Raw genomic sequence first — 24,084 nt, 5'->3', positions numbered from 1 at the left:
TTGAGCAAGATCCACTAAAACAAGGATTGAAACTCATCCTCCATCAAAGTGGCCTTTGACATTGGAATAAATTCTTGAGCAAGATCCACTAAAACAAGGATTGAAACTCAGTTCCTTTCCAATAATCGCCACACCTAGAATGGCATTCTTGAGCAAGATCCACTAAAACAAGGATTGAAACTCAGTTCCTTTCCAATAATCGCCACACCTAGAATGGCATTCTTGAGCAAGATCCACTAAAACAAGGATTGAAACGATGTAATTCTTCTCTTGTCGATACAACTCTAATTTATTCTTGAGCAAGATCCACTAAAACAAGGATTGAAACACATTTCAATGCAAAAGAAGGTTCCAACTCACACCCATTCTTGAGCAAGATCCACTAAAACAAGGATTGAAACACGTCCTGACTCATGGCTACCTCAGTGAGTGCGGTATTCTTGAGCAAGATCCACTAAAACAAGGATTGAAACTACCCGACGAGAGCCTGAGCGCCCTCCGTGAATTTATTCTTGAGCAAGATCCACTAAAACAAGGATTGAAACTTAACACTGCCTGAAGCTTGGGACCTTGTAACGCGTATTCTTGAGCAAGATCCACTAAAACAAGGATTGAAACGATGATAAACGGAGGAACAAACAGTGTATGAAATTCTTGAGCAAGATCCACTAAAACAAGGATTGAAACTTTCGGTTACGAGGGAGAGAAAGACGGATACCAGGAAATTCTTGAGCAAGATCCACTAAAACAAGGATTGAAACATCTTCGCGTCTGTCCTGTCAGGTTCGTTCAGCTCATTCGTGAGCAAGATCCACTAAAACAAGGATTGAAACAATACCAAATGCCGTCACCAGTTGTCCATAAGGCAGTATTCGTGAGCAAGATCCACTAAAACAAGGATTGAAACTACGGTAATCTATTGGTAATCCTGATATTTTGGTCAGATTCGTTAGCAAGATCCACTAAAACAAGGATTGAAACTTGAGTAGTCTGACCTGCAGCACGAGTAAGCATGGGAATTCGTGAGCAAGATCCACTAAAACAAGGATTGAAACATAGTTGTGTATTTTTGTTGTACATATTATCACTGATTCGTTAGCAAGATCCACTAAAACAAGGATTGAAACTATAACAATTAGTGTGAGATGTTGACCCGATTACAAGATTCGTGAGCAAGATCCACTAAAACAAGGATTGAAACTTCATTCTCTTTACATGCTCGTATGTGTTAATATAGTCGAGAAGTAGCTTCCACTAAAACAAGGATTGAAACCTTCCTACAACTGCCTGAAGAGCGTCAGCCATATTTGTCGAGAAGTAGCTTCCACTAAAACAAGGATTGAAACATTACTCTTATCGGTAATTGATCCCATCTATTATTTGTCGAGAAGTAGCTTCCACTAAAACAATGATTGAAACTTTATAACAAGGATTAGAACTGGATATGAAGTTCAGGCAGATCAAGGAAATCATTTTGGGATGAAACAGAGCCTCTGGGATCGACATACTAAATTATGGAATTGTGTTTCAGTTTAGTAGTTGCAAAATGAATAGGTTTTTCTGATTTGCTGTTGATACTAATTTAGAGGGATTGAAATGGCTGATTTCAGGGTTCAGGAAGATGGAAGGACGTATTATTGTGAGGATTATGCCTGTTCTATTCAATGTCCGGAGGGGTGGAAGGCTCATCCCAAAAGTCAGAAAGACTCCAGGGATGCAATGGTAATTTTTACAGGTCCTGATATGGCTGCGATCAATTTAGTAGTCGGACCCACCTATGGAATTTGTGAATCCATAGAAGAGATCGAAATATATTCAGAAAGGGCTTTAAAATTCCGCAATGTCAAATCCAGAAAGCGCATAATTGTTAAGGGTATTCCTGCACTGGAATTTCTCTATTCTTACTTTGGAGCTGAAACAAAAAAGGTTGCGTTTGCCAGGTATGGAACAGAGTTTTTGATTACATGCACTTCCGTAAAAGCGAAATTATTTCCGGTTTTTGAAAGCATATTTGATTCCTGTATCGAGTCTTTTTATCTGGATGAATTATTGCACCGGGCCAGGGAATCTCTTAAAATGGGGCTTAAAGCAACTGATTTGAATGAAAAACTGTTCTATTTTGGGAAGGCAATAGAAGTAAAACCTGATTTTTTTGAAGCATTTGCTGCGAGAGCTGATGAGTTTTTGAGCATTGGAGATTATGAAAGAGCTCTGCAGGACTATGAAAAAGCCCTTTCTGAATTTGAAGTCGGTTCAAAAAGTTTCGGGAAAGAGGGAGTGGAAGGGGGAGTGAAAGAGGGAGTGGAAGAGGAAGTCAGTCCTGAAAGAGTAACTTATATTTCTTATTTATGGTACAACAGAGCATCTACTTTTCACAAGCTTGGAAGAGAGGAAGAAGCGGTCCAGTGCTATGAAATATCTTTGAAAATCTCCCCTGATTTTGCCGAAGGCTGGTATAGTCTGGGCAATTCTTTTTTATTGCTTGGAATGTATAATGACGCCCTTATCGCAAACAACAAAGTTATCAAATTAAATCCAAAAGATATGAGAGCCTTGATTAATATCGGAAGCTGCCTGGATTTCCTGGACCAGCCCAAAGTGGCGCTCAGCATTTATGACAAAGCCCTAAAAATCGATCCGGAATTTCCTATGGCATGGTCCAATAAGGCTGACGTTCTTTACAAACTCCGGAATTACGATGAAGCATTACAACATTACTACAGGGCAGTAGAAATAAAACCTGATTATGTAAAATCGTGGTATAAGTTGAGTTGTGTCTTGTCCGAACTTGGAAGGAACAAAGATGCAGATGAAGCATACCAGCGGGTACTGGAATTAAAACCTGACTTTGATCCTTCGAAATACAAAGGTGCTTTTATTTCGGAGTGATCATTTCTCACATTTACGCTTGTGTGACCTGAATACAGGCGTAGCTTTCGCTAAAACAAGGATTGAAACGCTCTGGAACCGGCAGGCGAGGAAAAGCAGGCAACAAAATTCCTGAGCAGGATTTTACAGACACAGTTGATACATGGTGGATTTCTTTTTGATACAACCTTTTCATATAGAGTCGATAAGTAGCTTCCACTAAAATGAGGGTTGAAAACAGCTAAACAATTTCAGCAGCTTACTAATTTTCATCTTCTCATTGTTAACTAATTCCCTCGAATAACTCTATATTCTATATAGCGCCGCCCTGTGAGATTTCCTCCTCCTGCTTCCGAAAACAGTATGAGTATCAAATGGGAATGTATATATATTAGAAATTATTTACATGGGTTTCATGATTGCTTGTATTTTTGTCGGAGGCAGGAAAATCAGGAGAATTCCTGAAGCAATCTTATTGTTTTTTGCTGTCAGAGCCGGGTTAAGTTAAAAAAATAAAAACGGGGCGTGGCAGTTAAAACCTGGAGAATAAAATGATTCCTAATTACAAATACAAACCCGGAATCTATTATGCTGCGACCTTTATAGCGACCTATGTTCTCTGGTTTGCAGGGGCATATTTAAGTTTTAAGGACGATAGCGGGCTGTACATGTTGATTATGCTGCCCGGGCTGTTGGCACCGTTTTTGATCTCACTTGTCATGATCTTTGCGTCAAAGAACTCGGACTTAGTAAAAGATTTTATCAATCGGCTTATCAATCTAAGGCTGATAGCGCCTAAAATGCTGCCGGTATTTTTCTTAATAGCGCCGTTTTCCGTTCTGATATCCATCCTTCTTTCGCTTCCGTTCGGGGAATCGGTTTCGCAGTTCCAACTCGCCGAAGGTTTCTCTTTTTCAACGGGCTTTGTCCCTGTGCTGCTTGTTCTCATGCTTGCCGCGGGTTTTGAAGAGCTTGGATGGAGGGGATATGCTTTTGACAGTCTGCAGAGCCGGCACACTTACTTTAAGGCATCGCTTATTTTCAGCATACTCTGGTCCCTCTGGCACTTTCCGCTGATATTTGTCAATGAATCCTACCAGTACGAGATTTTTCACGAGAATATCTGGTATGGGGTGAACTTTTTCGTCAGCATCATCCCTCTGGGAATGATCATCAGCTGGATCTGCATAAAAAATGGAAAAAGCATTCCTGCGGCGATTCTCTTTCACTTTATTATCAATATCTCGCAGGAGGCACTGGATATGACCCAGACCACAAAGTGCATTCAAACTTTTGTCCTCATAGTTTTTGCAGCCGCTATCATCGCATATGACAAAGAGCTGTTTTTTTCCGAAAAGCACCTTGCTGGCGGAGCTAACTAAATGACAGATAAATCCGGAAAAATGGCATATGGGTCCGAAAAAACGCCCGGGGAATCCGGAAAAATGCCCTCCGGATCTGAAAAAATGCCCTCCGGATCCGAAGACCTTTATTCCAAATTCCTTTTTATCTGGTTCGGGCAGTTCATCTCAGTAATCGGTACCGGGCTCACCATCTTTTCCTTAGGGATATACGTATACCAGCAGACCGGTTCGGCTTCAAGCTACGTCTTTATACTGATGTGTGTGTTTTTGCCTCCCTTCCTGCTAAAGCCCTACGGTGGGGTCCTGGCAGACCGTCATGATAGGCGCTTGATGATGGTTCTCGGGGACATGGGGGCATCGCTCGGGCTTCTCTTCATATTTTTTATGATGGTTAGAGGGGATATCGAACTCTGGCAGATTTATCTCGGGATTGCAGCCAGTTCGATTTTTTCAGCTTTCCAGGAACCGGCTTATAAAGCCCTGATTACCGACCTCCTGCCCGAAGCCCAGTATGATAAGGCAAGCGGGCTGGTGCAGCTGGCAGGTTCGGCTCAGTATTTAATTTCCCCTTTTTTGGCCGGGATTTTGCTAACACTGATTGATATCGAATATATTTTCTTAATCGATATCAGCACTCTCATAATTGCTAGTTCCATTGTTATCTGGGTAAGAAATGCAATAGGCGGAATTTCAGTAAAACATGCGGAACAAAACATCATGGCTGAACTCAGGGAGGGTATCCAGGAATTTTCGAAAAATAAGGGCGTGGTTAACCTGGTCCTTACTATCACGCTTGTCCTCTTTTTTGTCGGGCTTCTCCAATCGCTTCTTATTCCGATGCTGCTGGGTTTAACAACAGTAAAAACAGTGGGAATCTCTCAATCCGTCTGCGCAACAGGTATACTTATCGGAAGCCTGTTTATCGGAGTATTCGGCAGCAAAAGCAAACAGGTAAATGTATTATCTGTCTCGCTATTCATGTCAGGAATATTTTTTGCCAACCTCGGGCTCTCAACAAATATAATCCTGATTACTCTGGCAGGATTTACGTTTTTTGCCACCCTGCCTTTCATTAACACCTCTATTGAGGTTTTAATTCGAAAGAATATCGACAACAGAAAGCAGGGGCGTGTGTGGTCCATAATTTCAATGGTTACCTATCTCGGCTCCATCATAGCCTTTGCAGTCGCAGGATTTCTTGCGGATCATATTTTCAACCCGCTTCTGGAACCGGACGGTTTGCTGGTTGAAACAGCCGGTTTTATTGTCGGTGTAGGAGAAGGCAGGGGAATTGCCTTAATCTTCGTAATTTCAGGATTAATGATTTCCGTGATAGCTCTGGTGATCTGGAGAAATAAAAAGATAAGAATATTGGAAGATGTTGAAGTTCAGGATAGCAACGTAAACCTGGTGAATGCAGGTGATTTTTAACTTTTATGTTTAGTAATATCAGTTATTTTGATGTGCTGAGTTGTGCAAAATTTCATTTATAGTCCCGAACGTAAATAAGTCCCGAACGTAAAATTTGATAGTCCTGCATTATTCAGTTGATGTTGTTAAGTCGAATTAAAGCAATGGCTGGCTCTAAATTTCGGACCAGGACCCCGTACAACCGGAAAAAAGTCCTGAACTATGTCCCCGTACAACCATAAGTAGCCGTATCATGTCGTTCTTGTCCACGGGCGACGAAGGAGCCCGGCATTTACACTATAAAAATTTAAAAGATAAAAAGAAGAAAAGACAAAAACGAGAATTTTAAACACAAATAAAAGAACATTAGTTTTTATTACTTTTTTACTTTTTTACTTTTTTGTGAGGGCCGCCAGGCAAGCTGGCGGAGGCTTTCGAATCTCTTCGCGGGAAAAAACGGTTTACCGGGTCAGGTGAGATAGGTCAAATTAAAGGTTTCCCGGACTAACCGGCACCTGTACTAACAAAAAAAATATCAACTGATAAGTGAGGGAGCACATAAAATTTACACTTACTTTATTATAACCACGGAAGGATTGCGCCTTATTTCCTTTATTCCGCGTTTTCAGTGCTTTATGTGGTTAAACTTTTACCTGAGACTGGGAAAGGAATTTGAGTCTTTGACTATATTTTAAGTGAGCGGTGCTTCCAGTGATACTTTTTTATTATAATCGCTTAAAAGAATAGTGCTCTTCAGTTCTACAGGTGTCTTGAGTCCCATGATATTCATTTCAGCGTTTGTGACACTCTCGATCTCAATTATATGATATGTGTCCGCTTCTATCCGGTATCTTGTAACAAAGCTTTTCAGCTCGATTCCCGAAGTATCGACTCCCATGGATTGCATTTGCTCCAGCACATTTTCCTGTTCCGGAATGACCTCAAGCAGCCATAAATCTCCTTCTCTGGACATGGTCGAATTTTCAGCACTGGACAATATCAGCTGTTGTTCAGATAATATCGCATTTAATTCTTCGGTATCTTCCAGCTTTTTACTCTGCCATAGACCTTTGTTTTCACGATAGTATGCCTGGTCATCGATGACCACTATCTCGATAGAGCGGTTTTGAAGGGTCATCGATTGGTACATTTTATTCTTGAATACGTCAACCTGCCCTTCCGAATTTATGACCTGGAAATTCTCATTCATCATTGAAAGGTTGGAGTACATCTCAAAGCGATAAAATCTGGTTTTTTCCAGAGCATCGGAGGTTTTGGATATTAAATCCTCCTCGTTCCTGACCTGCCCATTGGAATAAGAATAAATCAGAAAAACAGAGATCATGAATATTATTACAAGAGTTATCGTGAATCTGCCTGAAAGCCCGTTTTGCGTAATTTTTCTCATGTTCACGTTCTCTCTCTTCGTTCACGTTCTTTCTCTTCGTTCACGTTCTCTTTCTTAATAGATATACAGCTCCCAGCCCCGTCAGTAAGATTATCATGGCTGCTGCCAGATAGAACCATATTTCAGGGAGTGTACCTGTTTCTTTTGCCACAGGAGTTTCTCTAGAAGTGTTTTCCGTGCTTTCCGGGGCTGCCTGAACATCTTCAAGCGTGATATTCTCATCCTGGCTTTCTTCTTCCGTGATTATCGGGATTCTGCGGTGTCCGTCATGGGGTGCAGGATGCACAGGCTGCGTTATTTCAGTACCGGAAAGTCCATACATGCTCAGATGTGAGACGTTTGCCCAGACGTATCCCTCGTATTCCCTGCCGTAGATGATATCATTTGTAGTATTTATTCCGACATCATTTACCCAGTCCATGTCCGTAGTTAGTTTCTCCCATCTATTGGCAGACATATTGAACCAGTTAAAGCCTATTGTATTCTCATCTATATCTCCCGGATCGTCAGCATCCCCATCACCTGTTCTGTCAAGGTCCTCAGCAGTATAATAAATGACTATCAGAGCCCGTTCGACATTATTGGAGCTTTCGTTCAGGACATTTTCACTGACATTGATATCCAGAAATTTTACACCCTTTTCATCTGCAGATAATTCACAGGTAAAGTTCTCCGGGACATTTGTTCCATTGTATGATTTCAATTCTATTGACGGCTTTACAGGGTTTTTCAATTCGACCCGGATGAATGACCCCATCTCTTCAATGGCATCGGCTTTGAAATCACTGACGACATCTGGATATTGTATTGTCTGATTAAGGGTCTTGAACAGATCCAGTACCTTGTAATGGTCCGAAGGATATGGGTGGGAAAGCATGACAACGGTCTGGGATGATTTCCATATATCGTAATCAACATAGAACCTTGCATAGTCTGAGCCCTGCATTCTGGAAAGGATAGCTGGTTTGTTTTTCAGGATGCTGTAGCTTATGTTCCCGGCAGTATTATTTTCCAGTCCGGGTCTCCCAACAAGTAGAATATTGGATTTACCGGAATAGTTTTGGATTTCATCCGGACGGAAAACGGTTACATTGGTATATTTTTCTAGGTTTTCAATAAGTTGCTGAGTGTCATCATCCGGGTCATAAGCAACCCATATCCTGTCCACGTTGGGTGCAAATGAGTAGGGATCTTCAGAATCGTTTAATCCGTTACCCTTTGTATCCCCATTGCTCGGATCTGTACCATTTGCAAGCTCTTCAAAGTCGCTCAGCCCATCTCCATCAGTATCATTGTTCAATGGGTTCATCCTGTTATTTACTTCTTTACCATCAGGCACACCATCATTATCGGTATCATTGTTCGAAGCATTCGTCCTGTATAGAAGTTCATACCCGTCCTGCAAACCGTCCCTGTCAGAATCCGGGTCCCATGGGTCTGTACCCTTCTCCTTCTCAGTCCCATCGAACATGAGGTCACCATCAGAATCCGGATTACGGGCACTTGAATTAAATTCCCTTTCATCCTTATCATTCAATCCGTCTCCATCCGTGTCATTATTCCATGGGTCAGAGAAATAAACGAACGGTTCATCCGGGTTATATTCTTCAAGATCTGAGAGTCCATCGAAATCCGTATCCACTTTTGTAGGGTCACTTCCAAAAGTGATCTCAGTGCCATCATCCAGCCCGTCATTATCGGTATCATAATGATTTATGTTTGTCCCAAGCACACTCTCAACATAATCATTTAGCCCATCCCCATCGGTATCTACATCTCTGGGATTTGATGAATAGCTGTACTCATCAAAATCAGAGAGTCCATCGAAATCCGTATCATTTGCCAGAAACTCGCTTGTTACATGGCAGGTTGAAGTGCCCAATAACCTGTCGCTAAAGGTCACATCCCAGCCTCTGGTCTCGTTCATGTCACTCAATCCATCCCCATCGGAATCAAGGAACTCAGAGACATTACGGGGAGGAAGATCAGTTATCTGGGAGAATTTCTGAATGCGGTTTCCAGCAGTATCCTTATACATAGCGACGAGGGGGGCTTCAAGGACATATACATTTTTATTTGCATCAACTGCTATATCCATTGGGCTTATAAATTCCTCATCTCCAGAACCATAGCTCCCCCATCTGGTGATGAACCAGCCAGTAGGGTCAAACTTCTGAATGTGGTTTTTACTCTGATCAGCAATGTAGACAAAACCTCTATCGTCTACTGCCAACCCCCGGGGTGAACCGAAAGCTTTGGTTGAGTCTCCTTCACTATAAAATTGTGTTATGAATGTCCAATTAGAATAAGCCTTGTAAACATTGTATACATCTGTATAATATACGTTCCCATCCAGGTCAACTGCCACATTAGTAACACCCTCATAAGTACTAAAATAAGGATTTGATATTAGGGTCCCGTTTGAATTGAATTTTTGAATGCAGTGATTTATGTTAGCATAGACATAGCCCTCTTCATCAACTGCTATTTCTGGACCCCATCCGGAACCGGTATTCCATGATGTGAGGAAATTACCTTCTGAATCGAACTTCTGAATACGTCCACCAGTACCAGAAATATAATCAGCAATATAGATATAACCATTAGCTGTATCTATAGCCATATCAGATAGCTCTCCAAACTGTCCATTTCCAGAGCCTTTTGAGCCCCGTATGATTGTTCTTATGCATCCACCATTGGAATCGAAAGTCTGGACACTGTGAGAATCGTCTCCTGAATCGGCAACATATACATATCCATCCGCATCAACCGCTACTGCTGATGGGCAGTCAAACCGCGGATATCCGGATACGCCGTCTTTTCCCCATTTTGTTTCAAAATTAACATAGGTAAAAGTCTTTGGATTTGGAACATCAACAACACCGTCGCCATTTGAATCCTTCGATCTTGGATTGAGGGAGCTCCAGTATTCCATCTGGTCATCTACCCCGTCCTTGTCAGTATCTGGCATAAGGGGATCGGATTTAACAGTCATATTAAAGGATTGACCACTGTAATTGAAATTGATATCCCAGCCATTGATCTCTTTGTAATCTGACAGATTATCATTATCAGTATCCCATTCTGTCAGGTTCGTCCCATAGATAAGTTCCATTCGATCGCTCAACCCATCCCCATCCTTATCCCTACTTCCAGGGTCAGAGCCTATGATGTCCAGTTCAAATTTATCGCTTAACCCGTCCCCGTCCCCATCCCATGCCCATGGGTAGGGATCTACATTATTACCAAGCCCGTCGTTATCTTTATCCTGTGACGTTAACGGATACCATGTTGTGAAATCATTGACATTTCCTGGAAGTACATCGAAATAGAGTGTATCTAGCTCGTTTTGGATCGTTCCTGTTTGGTTCAGGCGTGTATATTTATAGCCGTTCCAGAAATCCCATTCAATTTTCCTGTCCGTATAGATTATTTTATAGTCCGCTGTAAATAGGACTGCTAGAGGGAAGTTAATGGTACCCAATTTTGGTTCAATCCATGCACCGATCTCGTATGTGGTATTCTTGGATTCAGGGTTTATTTCAGAGTATGATACATTGTTGGTAAAACTGCCATATGGTGAAACCCAATATGCATATGGTGTATCTTCAGTCATCCACCTCTTGACCTCATAATGAGGGATAACGTAACTTTCTTTAACATCTTCCCATGTACCGTCAGACGTTCTTAAAACGGTCCCGTTAACAAAACTACTAAATGTTATCCTGTCCCCGATGTCGAATCCATTTTCATTGTAATCTTTAATGTCAATCGAGGAATTAATCAGGCCGAGGGAAAATTCGGTATTCATGTAAGTTTGATGGAATGTACCTACTAACTTTTCCACCAGATTCGAAATACCAATATCAAAGAATCCCAGTATAAAGTCGGTCAGTGCAATAACTCCCAATATAATCCCTCCAACCAGGGCAATTATCCAACCCACATAAGGAATTAATGCCACTGCCAGCAAAATTACTCCAATGACAAAAAGACTGATTGCATATACACCCATAATAGTAGCATAAACAGCTCCCTGGAAAGTGCCGGTTGATGACCATCCCTCACTCATTGCAATTTTAAAGAAACCCCATATTGCAAAACCTATATCAAAAACGAATCCTACTACCAGCGTGATCGCACCTATTATACCAAGAACCTTCCCCAATCCTTCTGCAAATTTAGCCACAGTGCTGATAACATCCACAACTTTATCTACAATTTTGGATGTGTACATGACAAGGCCTAATACGCCCTGAATAAATTCACCTACATAATTTAATGCAAAAAAAACTCGATATGTACCTTCTGTAGCGATACTTATTACATCAATCAAAGAAGAATACGATAAAAGATAACCCCCAATCCCTGTTTCAATTACCTCTAGCACATCCAGGACTTCATTCACAAAACTAGTACTATCGTTCCCGATTCTTGTTACTGTTGATTCACCTATATTCCATGCTATTACCAGAACCATCATGGATGCAAGGGAATTATCATCCAGATTCATTAGTTGCCCCCAATCCCTGATGACTGGTAAAATTGAATCGATTACAAGGGGTTTTTGATCAGTAGTATTATACCAGCTTGTTTTCAAGGTTTTAAGGGTTATTACAGGCTCACTCCTTAGGTTAATGGAAAGCCCATTTCCCACCATGTAAGAGCTTGAATCAAGCTCTGACAGATCTTTTTTTGCGAAATTACTTTCAATTGCGGAAATGACTGGAAGAACCATGTCCTCTGGAAGCGAATTCAAAACTCCCGGGGTCATCCTGGTAGTAACATTCAATAATGCCTTATCACGATGAGATGAGCTATTAATTGTAGAGGACACACTCACGTTATGCTCGGCAAGTTTAGAGGGCATATCATATACAGTGGTCTGATTATTTCTTAAAAACGAATATGCCATTACAAAGTTAGCTGCAATTGTCTGGTTTATTTCATCACTGTAGAAAAGGCCGATATCACTGCCATAACTTTCCTCAATACTAAATCCAGTGAGCGTGAAGTTTTCCTGGTATTTTATCAGGGTTGTGTTTTCGGATATTACAGTTCCATTTTCCATAGAATCGGTCTTTGCCATCACCAGCCAGATAAGACTCGCATTTACCTGACTGTCAAGGGGTTCAGATTCAGGAAAGAACATCTTACCGGCCAGGGCAACATTTGCTCCAAGCCCTTGAACCTGAACAAGAGGTACATACGCAGTATTCGAAAAGATTCCAATCCCATAATCCTTCACATCTGCTTGATCAGGAACAGAACTCATTGTGAGTTCAAGCATGGGGATAACTTGCACATCATCTTCGGAATTATCCAGGTCCTGCATCGTACTTTTATTGTCATACGGCCAGTCCCATTTTTGCAAAGCTATGTTCACATTATTAGGATTTTGTGGGAGCAACTGGAAGTCTACATAGGTGGGATTTCCATTTGTTTTAAGATTAAAATTGAAGCTTTCTCTGGCTGCAGAAAGAGCAAAAGGGGATGAATCGATGTTATCTTCAACGCAATCGCCATCATTATCAAAATCCCAGATGTTTGGGTAACCATCCCCATCGACATCAAGGGAGTAAACATCCATCACTTCAAAGTAATCCGATAGCCCGTCATGATTTGAATCCGGTTCAAGCGGGTCTGACCTATAGAAAACCGATTCATTGTAGTCGTCCAGCCTGTCAAAATCAGAATCTGTGTTATTAAAATCAGTTCCGAGAACAGCTTCAACAGAATCGGGCAGTCCGTCGCCATCAGTATCTGTTTTGTTCTCGGAAGCGCCTATAAGTCCGACCACGTCCAGATCGGTGTTGACCTGGTTCTGAACACTAAGTTGAGATACCATTGCCAGAGCAGCAACAGTACCTTTTGAAATGTAAGAAGGTTCTTGAACTGATTCCTGGCTGCTTGATGCGGCTGCCGGGTAGAACTGGGCAGCCAATAAAATAAGAATGATCACCAGGTTATAAGGTCTACAACTACGCAAATCTATATCACCAACCCTATTATAGTTTACAAAATGTCAATGTATAAAAGAGTTGTCATTTTTTTCAGAACTGAGTTATATTCGCTGAGTTATATTCGAGGCTAAAATGTTACGGAGTTTTCAGTTTATTTGCTGCAAAAAACATCTCCTATCCTGCCATTGCGTTTGCTTTGTGGGATGTACTGGGTCAAATGCTGCCTTTTGATATAGAATAAACTGGAGGAAAAATGGTTCATGACTACAAATACAGCAGGGAACAAGACGGAATTCCTGAGCAAGGTGCATGAAGGCTCTTACTTTAAGTGACAGGTGCTTCAATTGATACTTTTTTATTATAATCGCTCAAAAGAATAGTGTTCTTCATTTCTACAGGGGTCTTGAGTCCCATGATATTCATTTCAGCGTTTGTGACACTCTCGATCTCAATTATATGATATGTGTCCGCTTCTATCCAGTATCTTGTAACAAAGCTTTTCAGCTCAATTCCTGAAGTATCGACTCCCATGGATTGCATTTGCTCAAGCACATTTTCCTGTTCCGGAATGACCTCAAGCAGCCAGACATCCTCTTCTCTGGACATGGTCGAATTTTCAGCACTGGATAATATCAGCTGTTGTTCGGATAATATCGCATTTAATTCTTCGGTATCTTCCAGCTTTTTAGTCTGCCATAGACCTTTGTTTTCACGGTAGTATGCCTGGTCATCGATGACAATTATCTCGATAGAGTGGTTTTGGAGGGTCATCGTCTGGTACATTTTGTTCTTAAATACGTCAACCTGCCCTTCCGAATTTATGACCTGGAAATTCTCATTCATCATTGAAAGGTTGGAGTACATCTCAAAGCGATAAAATCTGGTTTTTTCTAAAGCATCGGAGGTTTTGGATATCAAATCCTCCTCATTTTTAACCTGTCCATTAGAATACGAATAAATCAAAAAAGCAGAGATAAGGATTATTATTACAAGAGTTATCGTGAATCTGCCTGAAAGACCGTTTTGCGTAATTTTTCTCATGTTCACATTCTCTCTCTTCGTTCACAATCTCTTTTTATTCACGTTCTCTCTTCGTTCACGTTCCCTTTCTTTGTTTACATTCTTTCTCTTCGTTCACGTTCTCCTTCGTTCACTTTCCCTTTCTTTATTCACATTTTTTTTCTTAATACATATGCAGCTCCCAGGCCCGTCAGTAAGATTATCATGGCTGCTGCCAGATAGAACCATATTTCAGGGAGTGTACCTGTTTCTGCTGTCCCTGCAGTTTCGTTAGCAAGGTTTTCCGGACCTTGTAAGGGTTCCTGATCTTCAAGCGTGATATTCTCATCTTGGCTTTCTTCATCCGTGATTAACGGGATTCTGCGGTGTCCGTCATGGGGTGCAGGATCGACCGGAGGCTGCTTTATTTCATTACCGGAAAGCCCGTAGAGGCTGAGATGAGAGACGTTTGCCCAGACAGACCCCTCGTATTCCCTGCCGTAAATGACATCATTTGTGGTATTTACCCCAAGATCGTTTACCCAGTCCATATCAGTTGACAGTTTCTCCCATTCTCCTGATGATTCATTGAACCAGGAAATGCCTATGGATTTCTCATCGATATCCCCCGGGTCATTCGCATCCCCATCCCCGGTCCTGTCAAGGTCTTCGGCAGTATAGTAAATAACTATGATAGCCTGCCTGATGTTATTGGAGCTTTCGTTGATGACGTTTTCACTGACATTTATGTCAAGGTATTTCACAGCTTTTTCATTTCCGGATAAAGTGTACGTAAGGCTATGAGGGACGTTTGTTTCATCATAGGGTTTCATTTCTATTGTCGGTTTCACGGGGTTTTTCAGTTCGACCCTGACGAATGACCCCATCTCGGCTATGGCATCTGCTTTGAAATCGCTTACAAGATCCGGATATTCTATTTCCTGGGAAAGGGTCTTGAACATTTCCAGCACTCTGAAATGGTCCGATGGATACGGGTGTGAAAGCATGACAACTGTCTGGGTTGTGTTCCATAGGTCGTGGTCAACATAGAACCTTTCATAATCGGATTCCTGCATTCTGGCAAGGGCATCCGGTGAAGAGGCGTTCAGGATGCTCCGGGTTATGTTACCGGCAGTGTTATTTTCCTGTCCGGGTCTTCCGATAAGCAGAATACATTGCTTGCCGGAATAATTCCCTATTTCCTCCGGCTTGAATACAGTGACGTTGGTGTATTTTTCAAGGTTTTCAATAAGCTGCACCGTGTCATCATCAGGGTCATATGCCGCCCAGATCCTGTCCACATTAGGTGCAAAGGAGTAGGGGTCTTCGGAATCGTTCAAGCCGTTTCCGTACGTATCACTGTCCAGTGGATTTGTGCCGTTGCTGAGTTCCCTGAAGTCATCCAGTCCGTCCCCATCGGTGTCATTGTTTGATGGGTCCATCCTGTTCTCAACTTCCTCTCCGTCAAAAACCCCGTCTTTATCGGTATCGTTGTTCACTGCACTGGTATTATAAAACAGTTCATAGCCGTCCTGTAAGCCGTCGCCGTCAGAATCCGGGTCCCAGGGATCTGCACTATTATTTTTCTCCTCCCCGTCAAACATCAAATCCCCATCAGAATCCGGGTTTTTCAGGCTTGAATTGAAGTCTGCCTCCTCGGAATCGTTCAGCCCGTCGCCGTCAGTGTCTTTATTTCTCGGGTTGGATAGGTAATTGAACTCATCAAGGTCAGAAAGGCCATCCCCGTCGCTATCCGCTTTTGCAGGGTCGCTGCCAAAAGTTAGCTCGGTCCCGTCATCAAGCCCATCCCCGTCCGTATCAAAGTGGGTGATGTTCGTTCCCAGCATCATCTCTACAAAATCATTAAGCCCATCATCGTCGGTATCCAGATCCCCGGGGTTTGAAGGAATATTGTATTCATCAAGGTCTGCAAGTCCCTCGAAATCCGTGTCATTTGCAAAGGGTTCGCTGCTGACATGAACCGTGAAAGTGCCGGTTAGGTTTGTGAAGGTCACATTCCAGCCATTGGTCTCGTTTATGTCCATCAGCCCGTCACCATCGGTATCGGTAAGATTGGAAGTGCCGGGCACTTGAAGTTCTGTTATCTGGGAGAATTTCTGGATACGGTTTCCGGGCTCATTGCCAGATCCACCATATCCAGCTCCTTCACTGACATAGACATATTCATTTGCGTCAACCGCTATTCCCGATGGGTATTTAAACTCGCCATCATTTTCACCTTCGCTGCCCCATCTGGTGATGAACCAGCCGGTGGAGTCGAACTTCTGAATATGGTTGTCAGCTGTGTTGGCAATGTATACAAATCCCTTTTTGTCTACCGTCATACCTTCAGGCCATAAAAAAAGCCTGTCTGGATAACCTTCACTTTCCCATTTCAAAATGAAAGTTCCATTGGAATCGAACTTATAAATCCCGTGATTGACATGATCTGCCCCATCTGTCACATAGACATTTCCATCTAAATCAACAGTCAGTGCAGTAATGCCATTAAGAATGACCTCATCACTTTCGAACCAGGATGTTGTGATGAGGCTTCCACTGGGATCGAACTTTTGAATACATTTGAGAGCTGAGCCGTTAACTTCCAACACGGAGGGAGCATAAACATAACCGTCCGAATCAACGGCTAAAGCATAAGAATAGTTACAATACCATGATGTTACGAAGTTTCCGTTTGTTGTAAACTTTTGAATGCGTTCATATGGCGGATCATACCAGTAAACATCACTCACATAAACATAGCCGCGATTTGCATCAACCACCATGTCACCTATTGTTCTAAACTCTCCGTTTCCCGATCCGTGCCGTCCCCATTTAGTGATGAAGTTCCCATTGGAATCGAACTTCTGGATGCGGTGGTTATAAACGTCGGCAACATATACGAACCCCTCGGAATCAACTGCAACTGCAATTGGTTCATTAAATTGTCCATCTCCTGAACCATAACGACCCCATTTTTTTTCAAAATGAACATAAGTTATGTATCCGGGTTTTGGCACATCAATAACCCCATCACCGTCAGTGTCCTTTGATCCGGGATTGAGGGAACTCCAGTATTCCATCTGGTCATCCACGCCGTCCCCATCAGTATCCTGCACCAGAGGATCGGAGTGGACGGACATGTTGAACGTCCGGTTGCTGTAGTTGAAGGATATCGACCAACCGTTTATTTCTTTGTAATCCGATAGGTTGTCCCCGTCAGTATCCCATTCTGTCAGGTTCGTACCGTGGATAAGTTCTATTCTATCATTCAACCCGTCCCCATCCATGTCAGAATTTCCAGGGTCGGTTCCAATGTCCAGTTCAAATTTGTCACTCAACCCATCCCCATCGCGATCCCAGCTCCAGGGGTAAGGGTCTTCACTGTTGCAAATTCCGTCCCCATCTTTGTCCAGGGGGGAAATTGGATACCAATTTGCAAAATCGTTGATACTTTCGGGAAGTATGTCGAAATATATTGTATCGAGGTCCGTTGCTGAGGTGCCTTCGGAACTCTTTCGATAAGAATGCCATGTAAACCATTCTAATTTTTTCTCAGTATAGATTATTTTATAATCTGCCAATAATCGGATGGGTATCGGGAAGTTGACCGCACCCACATTGGGTTTTATCCATGCTCCGGTATCGTATGTTGTGTTTTTATGGTCGGGATATTCAAAATATGATATTTTCCTGGTATAACTGCCCACAGGAGATGACCAGGCTTGTGATGGCAGATACCATACCTTAATTGCATAGTGTGGAACTACGTAGCTTTCCAGAACATCATTCCAGGTACCATGTGAGGTTTTCGATACGGTCCCGTTTATCAGGCTGCTGAAGCTGATAGTGTCTCCCACATTCAGGCCGTTCTCTTTTTCATCATGAATGTCTATCGAGGTGCTTATTACATTAAGTTCAACGGTGGTATCCTGGTATGTCTTATGGAAAAGGCTCACAAGCCAGCCGATAAAATCTGAAAAAGCATATCCGAATATGCTGGCTATGGCATCAGCTATCATTATTATAGCAGCAATCACCTCACCTATGGGTCCTGCCAGTAAAAGAACTGTAAGGATTACAAGATAGATGGTCATCGCAGTAAGATAAACGGTTGCCTGAAAGGATGTACCGTTGTCCAATAATGCTATGAAACCGACAATTGCAAACGCGGCTTCAAGTACAAGTGCTGCAAAAGTAACGACCTTACCTGCGACTTTCAGGGCTTCTATTGTTTTAGTGGCTGCCTGTGAAGCTGCTTTTACACTTGCTCCAAGCGTTACTTTGATAGCACCCCATAGGGCTTTTCCGAATCCGACCAGCTTGATCGAGGTGAACAGATATACCCCAAAAATGCCGAGCTTTAATGTGGGCGTAAGATACCTGAAGCCATATTCTTTAATTTGAGATTTCACTTCCATTGCATCTTGGAAAATGGTACCTGCCCCGTTTAGCCTGGTTACAACTGATTCACCTATATTCCATACAAGCGCCATGCCCATCATGGAAGTAATTGTGTTTTCATCAAGCCCGCTTCCCTGTCCCCAATTTTCCACTTCAGGCAAAAAGGATTCCATGTCAACACTTTCGTTTGTGCTGGTGTCATACCAGCTCATCTTGATTGTTTTCATGGTAATGGCAGGAGCCGGGGACGCCGTCAGGTCGAAATCAAATGCTTTTCCGTTGACGCACACGCCGCCGGAAACAAGGTCATCGATATCCTTACTGGTAAAGTTGAATTGATAAGCGGCAAGTAATGGCAGTATCCTGTTTTCAGGTAATGAACTGAGTGCCTGTTCTTTCATTCCTGATGTAGTGTTAAACACTGCCACATCCCGGTGCGAGACCGATTCGATCTCGGAATTTACGGTCAGATTCGCACCCACAAGCTCGGCAGGCATATTGTATAACGTTGTCTGGTCGTCCCTGAGATATGAAAAAGCCATTAAAAAGCCTGCCAGCAATGTCTGGTTCACACTGTCGCCGTAGAACATACCAACGTCAGTACCATAGTTCTCCTCAACCTCAAAGCCTGTGAGCATACACCCTTCGTTGTATTTGGCAAGAGTGACTGTTTCGGATTCTATCCCCCCTGCGGTCTCATTATCGGTCTTTCCCTGCACCAACCAGATAAGGCTCGCATTAATTGAAACATCTAAAGGATCTGATGCCGGGAAGAACATCCTGCCTCCAAAAGCAACGTTGGCACCATAGTCCTCTACGACTGTCAGGGGAATGTACAGGCTGTCAGAGGAAACCGCAATACCATATTCCAGCAGGTCAGACTGCTCAGGGATCACGTTTGATTTTAATTCAAGCATGGGAATGAACTTGAGATCATCAGTTGAATGATCCAGGTCCTTCATCTGGCCTTTGTCATCGTACGGCCAGTCCCAATCCTGTAATGCTAACTTCAAATTGTCAGGATTCTGAGGCTTTATCTGGAACGTGAGATATGTCGGGTTTCCATTTGTTCTTATATCAAAAAAGAAACTGTCATTAAAACCGGAATGGGAGTATGGGGACAGGTCTATTGAGTCCGCCACTCCGTCGTCATCGTTGTCAAGGTCCCATACATTTGAAAAACCGTCCCCATCAGCATCAAGGGAGTCGACGTCTGTAACTTCAAAGTAATCCGACAGCCCGTCATGATTTGAATCCGGTTCAAGCGGGTCTGACCCATAGAAAACCGATTCATTATAGTCGTCAAGCATGTCAAAATCAGAATCTGTGTTATTAAAATCAGTTCCGAGAACAGCTTCAACAGAATCGGGCAGCCCGTCACTATCTGTATCTGTTTTGTTCTCGGAAACGCCTATAAGTCCGACCACGTCCAGATCGGTGTTGACCTGGTTCTGAACACTAAGTTGAGATACCATTGCCAGAGTAGCAGCAGTACCTGTCGAAATGTAAGAAGGTTCTTGAACTGATTCCTGGCTACTTGATGCGGCTGCCGGGTAGAACTGGGCAGCTAATAAGATAAAAACGATCACCAGGTTATAAGGTCTACAACTTCGCAAAGCTATGCCACCAACCCTATTATAGTTTATAAAATGTCAACGTATAAAGAAGTTGTCATTTTTTTCAGAACGGAGTTATTTTCGAGAATTTTAAGGCATCGCTGATTTTCAGCATACTCTGGTCACTCTGGCACTTTCCAATGATCTTTGCCAATAACTCTTACCAGTATGAGATTTTTCACGAGAATGTCTGGTTTGGCATGAATTTTTTTGTCAGCATCATCCCTATGGGAAGCTTTTGAGGATTTGCTAAAAAAGATTCGACAATGCATTAAAATAAATTTATAAAAATACTGTTATGTATTATCCTGCACAATATCAATTTAAGCTGACGTTTTTTCAGCCATACTGGGGGAAAATTATGGATAAACAGGAAGAAGAGTCAATGATCGGAGTCTGTCCTAACTGCGGAAAGCCGTTCAGGATAGAATCAACAGGTGGAGACGGGTGGCGCTACTGTGCAGAGGTCTGCGTAAATCCTTCGGCAATACCGGCAGGTGCGAGGCTGCAGGCGGACCAGGCTACGTTGCATTTTGTGGACGGCAGTATGCATGAGTACACACGGGAGGAGTATATCAAAGTTCACGGCATAGATCCTCTGCCCATCTGGAGAGCGATCGAGCAGTGGAGGGAAGAACAGATGAAGAAGTGGAAGGTGGAGGCTTAAAGTTTAAGGCTTAAAGCTTGTCGATTCCGAGCTATTTTTACCTCTTTTTTGATTTTTTGATTTTTTAATTCCATTGATTCCATTGATTTTTTAATTCCATTGATTCCATTCTAATAAAGCAGGAACAACTGAGAACCTTCTATGAAAACGAAGTAAAAGCCAGGGTAGCTTCTAGCAGGTCAAGCACGTCAAACAGGTCAAACAGGTCAAACAGGTCATCTGTTTTCCGGGAAGCACTGCGATCCGGGCTTTCACGCCTGTATATCCATTGAAAACCCGGGTTGAGAGGAGTTCTTTACTTTATGGTTTATAATGCGGCAGATCTGAAATCAGGAACTATTTTTTCTAATTCCTTTTATATTTTCGTTATTATATATCACTCAACCGGGGTCAATTATTATTTGTGAGGTTTTTATGCACCTGCTGTCTGCTAAATCGTTTTGCCTTTTAGGGCTTTCGTTACTTGATTTTGGAAAATTCAATGAAGCCAAATCAAATTTCAAAAAGGCAGTGGAGTCTTTTGAAATTTATATGGGGATTCATTCTAAGGATGAGGAATCCTGGTTTTACAGGGGGCTTGCACATTTCCATCTGGGAGAATATAATGAGGCAATAGCAGATTTTGATAGGGTACTGGATCTCAAACCGGATTACAGGGAAGCCCTCTATTACAAGGGACTTGCATTTCTTGAACTTGGGAATTTTGAAAAAGCAATAGGGAAGCTCGAAAAAGAACTTGAAAATAAACCTGATTTTGCTCTTGGATGGTACTGTAAAAAGGGTTTTTTGCTTCAAAAACTTGAGAGATATGAAGAAGCCCTCACAGCCTTTGAAAAGGTAATTGATATCTTTGAAAAAGATCTTGGCAATACCCCTGCAGATGCTTCCTTATGGTATTACAAGGGTCTGGCTCTTGAGGAACTTAGGAAGTTTAAGCAGTCACGGGAAGCTTTCGACCGGGTAGTTGAAATTTACCCGGAATATACGCATGCGTGGAATAGTAAAGGGCTTGCCTTTTACGGGCTGAGCAGATATGGTGAGGCCCTGGACACTTTTGAAAATGCAGTAAAAAATGACCGGAAATCGGTTTCGGCATGGGTCAACAAAGGTATGGCCCTATCGGCTCTTGGAAGACATGAAGGTGCTGTGAAAGCTTTTGACGAGGCTCTGGACCTCGACCCCGAAGATACCTTTGCCTGGAATGGCAGGGGGCTTGCTCTTCACGAACTTGAAATTTATGATGATGCCATAAAATCATTTGAAAAAACCATTGATCTCGAGCAAAAATATGCCGAGGCCTGGGCGAGGTATACCGGAGCCTGGAGTTCAAAGGGGCTCGCCCTTCTAAAGGTCAAAAACTATGACGCTGCTGCGAAGGCTTTTGAAGAGGTGCTCAAACTTGACCCCGAAAACGCCGCTGCATGGTATCACAAAGGTCTTGCTTTTTCCAAACTGGGAATATTCGATGAAGCTCTCGAAGCCTTTGACGAGGTAATAACCCTGGAACCTGAAAATGCTGCTGCCTGGCACGAAAAAGGCATAACTTTTTACCGCAGGGCCTTTATTCTCCGGGATTTGCAGAAAAACAAAGAGGCGGACCTGACCTATAAGAATGCCCTGGAAGCCTTTGATAAAGTTCTTGAGCTTAACTCCGGTTCTGAAGAGTCTGGAACAGGCTCTGGGACAGGCTCTGGTGATAACTTTGGATATGGCTCTGGAGCAGGTTCTGAAGAGGTATATTACTACAGGGCTCTAATCCTCCGCGAACTCAAAAAATGTGATGATGCAATACTGGCTTTTGAAAAAGTTGTCGAAATGAGTTCCGAATATCCCTTTGCCTGGTACTACCTCGGTTTACTCCGGCGAGATAAAGGCCTTAAACTTCTGGAAAATAAAAAAGACCGGGAAGGAATAAAGACCCTTGAGCAGGCAGTTTCGGCTTTTCAGCAATTCCTCAAATTTAAACCAGAATTCCAGAAGGCCTGGTATTACCTCGGGCTTGCTTTTCGAGAGTCGGGCAAGTATGACCAATCCATCCTTGCTTTTGATAAGGCCCTCGAGATAAAACCTATAGATGCCCATGTATGGTATGACAAAGGGCTTGCTTTTCGGCAGATGGCCCTTGGTTTGCTTAACTCCGGAAATGGGGATGAAGCTGGCACGATTTTTGATGCTGCGGTAAACTCCTTTGAAAAGGCTCTTGAGATTAACCCGGACTATAAGTCAGCATGGTACCACAAGGCCCTCTCCCTCCGCGAAGCCGGCTTATTGGAAGAAGCAGTCCCGGCTTTTGATGAAGCCGCCCGCTGTGACCCCAGCAGTTCCTTTGTATGGAATGACAGGGGGATTACCCTTTATAAACTTGGGATCGGGCAAAGTTCCCGGGAATTTCTTGAAAACGCAGTGAACTCTTTTAGCAGGGCTCTTGAAATTTCCCCTGAAAATGCAAACGTATGGTACTATAAAGGGCTGGGGCTTGTCGAACTTGAAAGGTATGAGGAATCAATAGCTGCTTTTGAGCAGTCCCTGGGGTTTGACCCGGACAATCCCCATGCCTGGTACAACCGGGGTCTTGCCTCCCGTTATCTGGCCGCCGTATTTTGCAAAAGTGGAAAGGAACATGAAGGCAGGGAACTTTTTGAAAATGCCATAAATTCCTTTGAAAAGGCTTTAATGATCTTTCCCGAACATCATGAAGCACTCATGAATAAGGCTCAAACTCTCCGGGAACTTGGTAAATATGCTGAAGCCATTGAAGTTTTTGACCGAGCCCTTAAAATAAATCCGGAGGATGCCTGTGTGTGGTGTGAAAAAGGGATCACATGCTGTAACATTCAAAAATACGATGATGGTTTGAGCTCTTTTGAAAAAGCCCTGGAACTCAATTCTGAAGATATTTGGGCCTGGTACGGTAAAGGGTCTGTCTTTTACGCGTTTAAAAATTACGAGGATTCCATCCGAGCCCTGGATAAAGCCCTGGAACTCGATAATGAATACGTTCCGGCCCTGTATCTCAAAGGCCTTGCACTTGTTAATTCCAATAGACAGACTGAGGGGCTCGAAGTGTTAGATAAGGCTCTACCCGCTTACTCGGCCTTCAATGATGTAAGGTAGATATTTTAAAATTCATTTTGCGAAGGTATTTTTTTCGTTCTTTTTTACGACATGAAAAACATGTTCTGATCTCTAATTCTGAATTTTGTTTTTTATAATATTAAATATTATATTATTATATTAACCATTGTTCTCTGAATTCGGTAGGCGATCATGTCATGAATGACGAGGAAGGCTAGGTCTGGTATAAAAAAGGTCTTGCTCTATGCAAAGATGGAAATCTTGGAGAAGCTATCGAGGCCTTTGATAAAGCTACAGAAATTAACCCTAA

Annotated in this window: 9 protein-coding genes, 2 pseudogenes and 1 CRISPR repeat array (1 of these 12 cut by a window edge); of the genes and pseudogenes, 7 read left to right on the top strand and 4 right to left on the bottom strand. The window is 42.6% G+C overall.

Annotated features, from left to right (window positions below):
• Window positions 1–1,419: direct repeats of the CRISPR family, unit length 37 nt; unit sequence ATTCTTGAGCAAGATCCACTAAAACAAGGATTGAAAC (it extends 2,579 nt beyond the left edge of the window).
• Between the two features lie 177 nt (window positions 1,420–1,596).
• The 3 genes from MSMTP_RS09510 to MSMTP_RS09500 all read left to right on the top strand — a co-directional run bounded on the left by MSMTP_RS09510 (window position 1,597) and on the right by MSMTP_RS09500 (window position 5,663).
• A complete protein-coding gene (locus MSMTP_RS09510) occupies window positions 1,597–2,889 on the top strand; it encodes a tetratricopeptide repeat protein (protein WP_048178784.1) in 1,293 nt (430 codons plus the stop codon).
• A gap of 530 nt (window positions 2,890–3,419) precedes the next feature.
• A complete protein-coding gene (mmrce1, locus tag MSMTP_RS09505) occupies window positions 3,420–4,250 on the top strand; it encodes an MmRce1 family CPBP family CAAX prenyl protease (RefSeq protein WP_048178783.1) in 831 nt (276 codons plus the stop codon).
• Window positions 4,251–5,663: an MFS transporter gene (locus tag MSMTP_RS09500; RefSeq protein ID WP_231582741.1), complete on the top strand. Its 1,413-nt coding sequence runs from the start codon at window positions 4,251–4,253 to the stop codon at window positions 5,661–5,663.
• A 670-nt stretch (window positions 5,664–6,333) separates the two neighbouring features.
• On the opposite strand, the gene MSMTP_RS09495 is transcribed toward MSMTP_RS09500, so the two are convergent.
• From MSMTP_RS09495 to MSMTP_RS17980, 4 genes are all read right to left on the bottom strand, one after another.
• The gene (locus tag MSMTP_RS09495) at window positions 6,334–7,050 is read right to left on the bottom strand and encodes a hypothetical protein (protein WP_048178782.1); all 717 of its coding nucleotides are present in this window, start codon (window positions 7,048–7,050) and stop codon (window positions 6,334–6,336) included.
• Between the two features lie 40 nt (window positions 7,051–7,090).
• Window positions 7,091–12,994 carry a 6-bladed beta-propeller gene (locus MSMTP_RS17985; RefSeq protein ID WP_052718357.1) on the bottom strand — a complete coding sequence of 1,968 codons (5,904 nt, stop codon included), beginning with the start codon at window positions 12,992–12,994 and terminating at the stop codon, window positions 7,091–7,093.
• Window positions 12,995–13,337: 343 nt separating this feature from the next.
• Window positions 13,338–14,054, bottom strand: a complete 717-nt coding sequence (locus tag MSMTP_RS09485) for a hypothetical protein (RefSeq protein WP_048178781.1) — start codon at window positions 14,052–14,054, stop codon at window positions 13,338–13,340.
• Between the two features lie 128 nt (window positions 14,055–14,182).
• Complete coding sequence (locus MSMTP_RS17980; RefSeq protein WP_156153774.1) at window positions 14,183–20,032, bottom strand: 6-bladed beta-propeller; 5,850 nt, start codon at window positions 20,030–20,032, stop codon at window positions 14,183–14,185.
• An 89-nt stretch (window positions 20,033–20,121) separates the two neighbouring features.
• Between MSMTP_RS17980 and MSMTP_RS20275 the strand changes: the two are divergent.
• From MSMTP_RS20275 to MSMTP_RS20425, 4 genes and pseudogenes are all read left to right on the top strand, one after another.
• Window positions 20,122–20,265: pseudogene (locus MSMTP_RS20275) on the top strand (MmRce1 family CPBP family CAAX prenyl protease); the annotation flags it as partial.
• Window positions 20,266–20,393: 128 nt separating this feature from the next.
• Window positions 20,394–20,699, top strand: coding sequence for a hypothetical protein (locus MSMTP_RS09470; RefSeq protein ID WP_048178780.1), 306 nt, complete (start codon window positions 20,394–20,396; stop codon window positions 20,697–20,699).
• A gap of 414 nt (window positions 20,700–21,113) precedes the next feature.
• Window positions 21,114–23,813 carry a DUF2225 domain-containing protein gene (locus MSMTP_RS09465; protein ID WP_048178779.1) on the top strand — a complete coding sequence of 900 codons (2,700 nt, stop codon included), beginning with the start codon at window positions 21,114–21,116 and terminating at the stop codon, window positions 23,811–23,813.
• Between the two features lie 191 nt (window positions 23,814–24,004).
• Window positions 24,005–24,076 (top strand): annotated as a pseudogene (locus tag MSMTP_RS20425) (hypothetical protein); the annotation flags it as partial.
• Window positions 24,077–24,084: the final 8 nt, after the last annotated feature.

Source organism: Methanosarcina sp. MTP4 (assembly GCF_000970045.1).
Taxonomy (GTDB): Archaea; Halobacteriota; Methanosarcinia; order Methanosarcinales; family Methanosarcinaceae; genus MTP4.
Note: the sequence above shows the minus strand (reverse complement) of the source record. Positions and strands in the feature narration are given on the sequence as shown.

Coding starts and splice junctions, on each gene's coding strand:
- MSMTP_RS09510 (WP_048178784.1), top strand. CDS start 1,597: ATGGCTGATTTCAGGGTTCAGGAAGATGGAAGGACGTATTATTGTGAG.
- MSMTP_RS09495 (WP_048178782.1), bottom strand. CDS start 7,050: ATGAGAAAAATTACGCAAAACGGGCTTTCAGGCAGATTCACGATAACT.
- MSMTP_RS09465 (WP_048178779.1), top strand. CDS start 21,114: ATGCACCTGCTGTCTGCTAAATCGTTTTGCCTTTTAGGGCTTTCGTTA.
- mmrce1 (WP_048178783.1), top strand. CDS start 3,420: ATGATTCCTAATTACAAATACAAACCCGGAATCTATTATGCTGCGACC.
- MSMTP_RS09485 (WP_048178781.1), bottom strand. CDS start 14,054: ATGAGAAAAATTACGCAAAACGGTCTTTCAGGCAGATTCACGATAACT.
- MSMTP_RS09500 (WP_231582741.1), top strand. CDS start 4,251: ATGACAGATAAATCCGGAAAAATGGCATATGGGTCCGAAAAAACGCCC.
- MSMTP_RS09470 (WP_048178780.1), top strand. CDS start 20,394: ATGGATAAACAGGAAGAAGAGTCAATGATCGGAGTCTGTCCTAACTGC.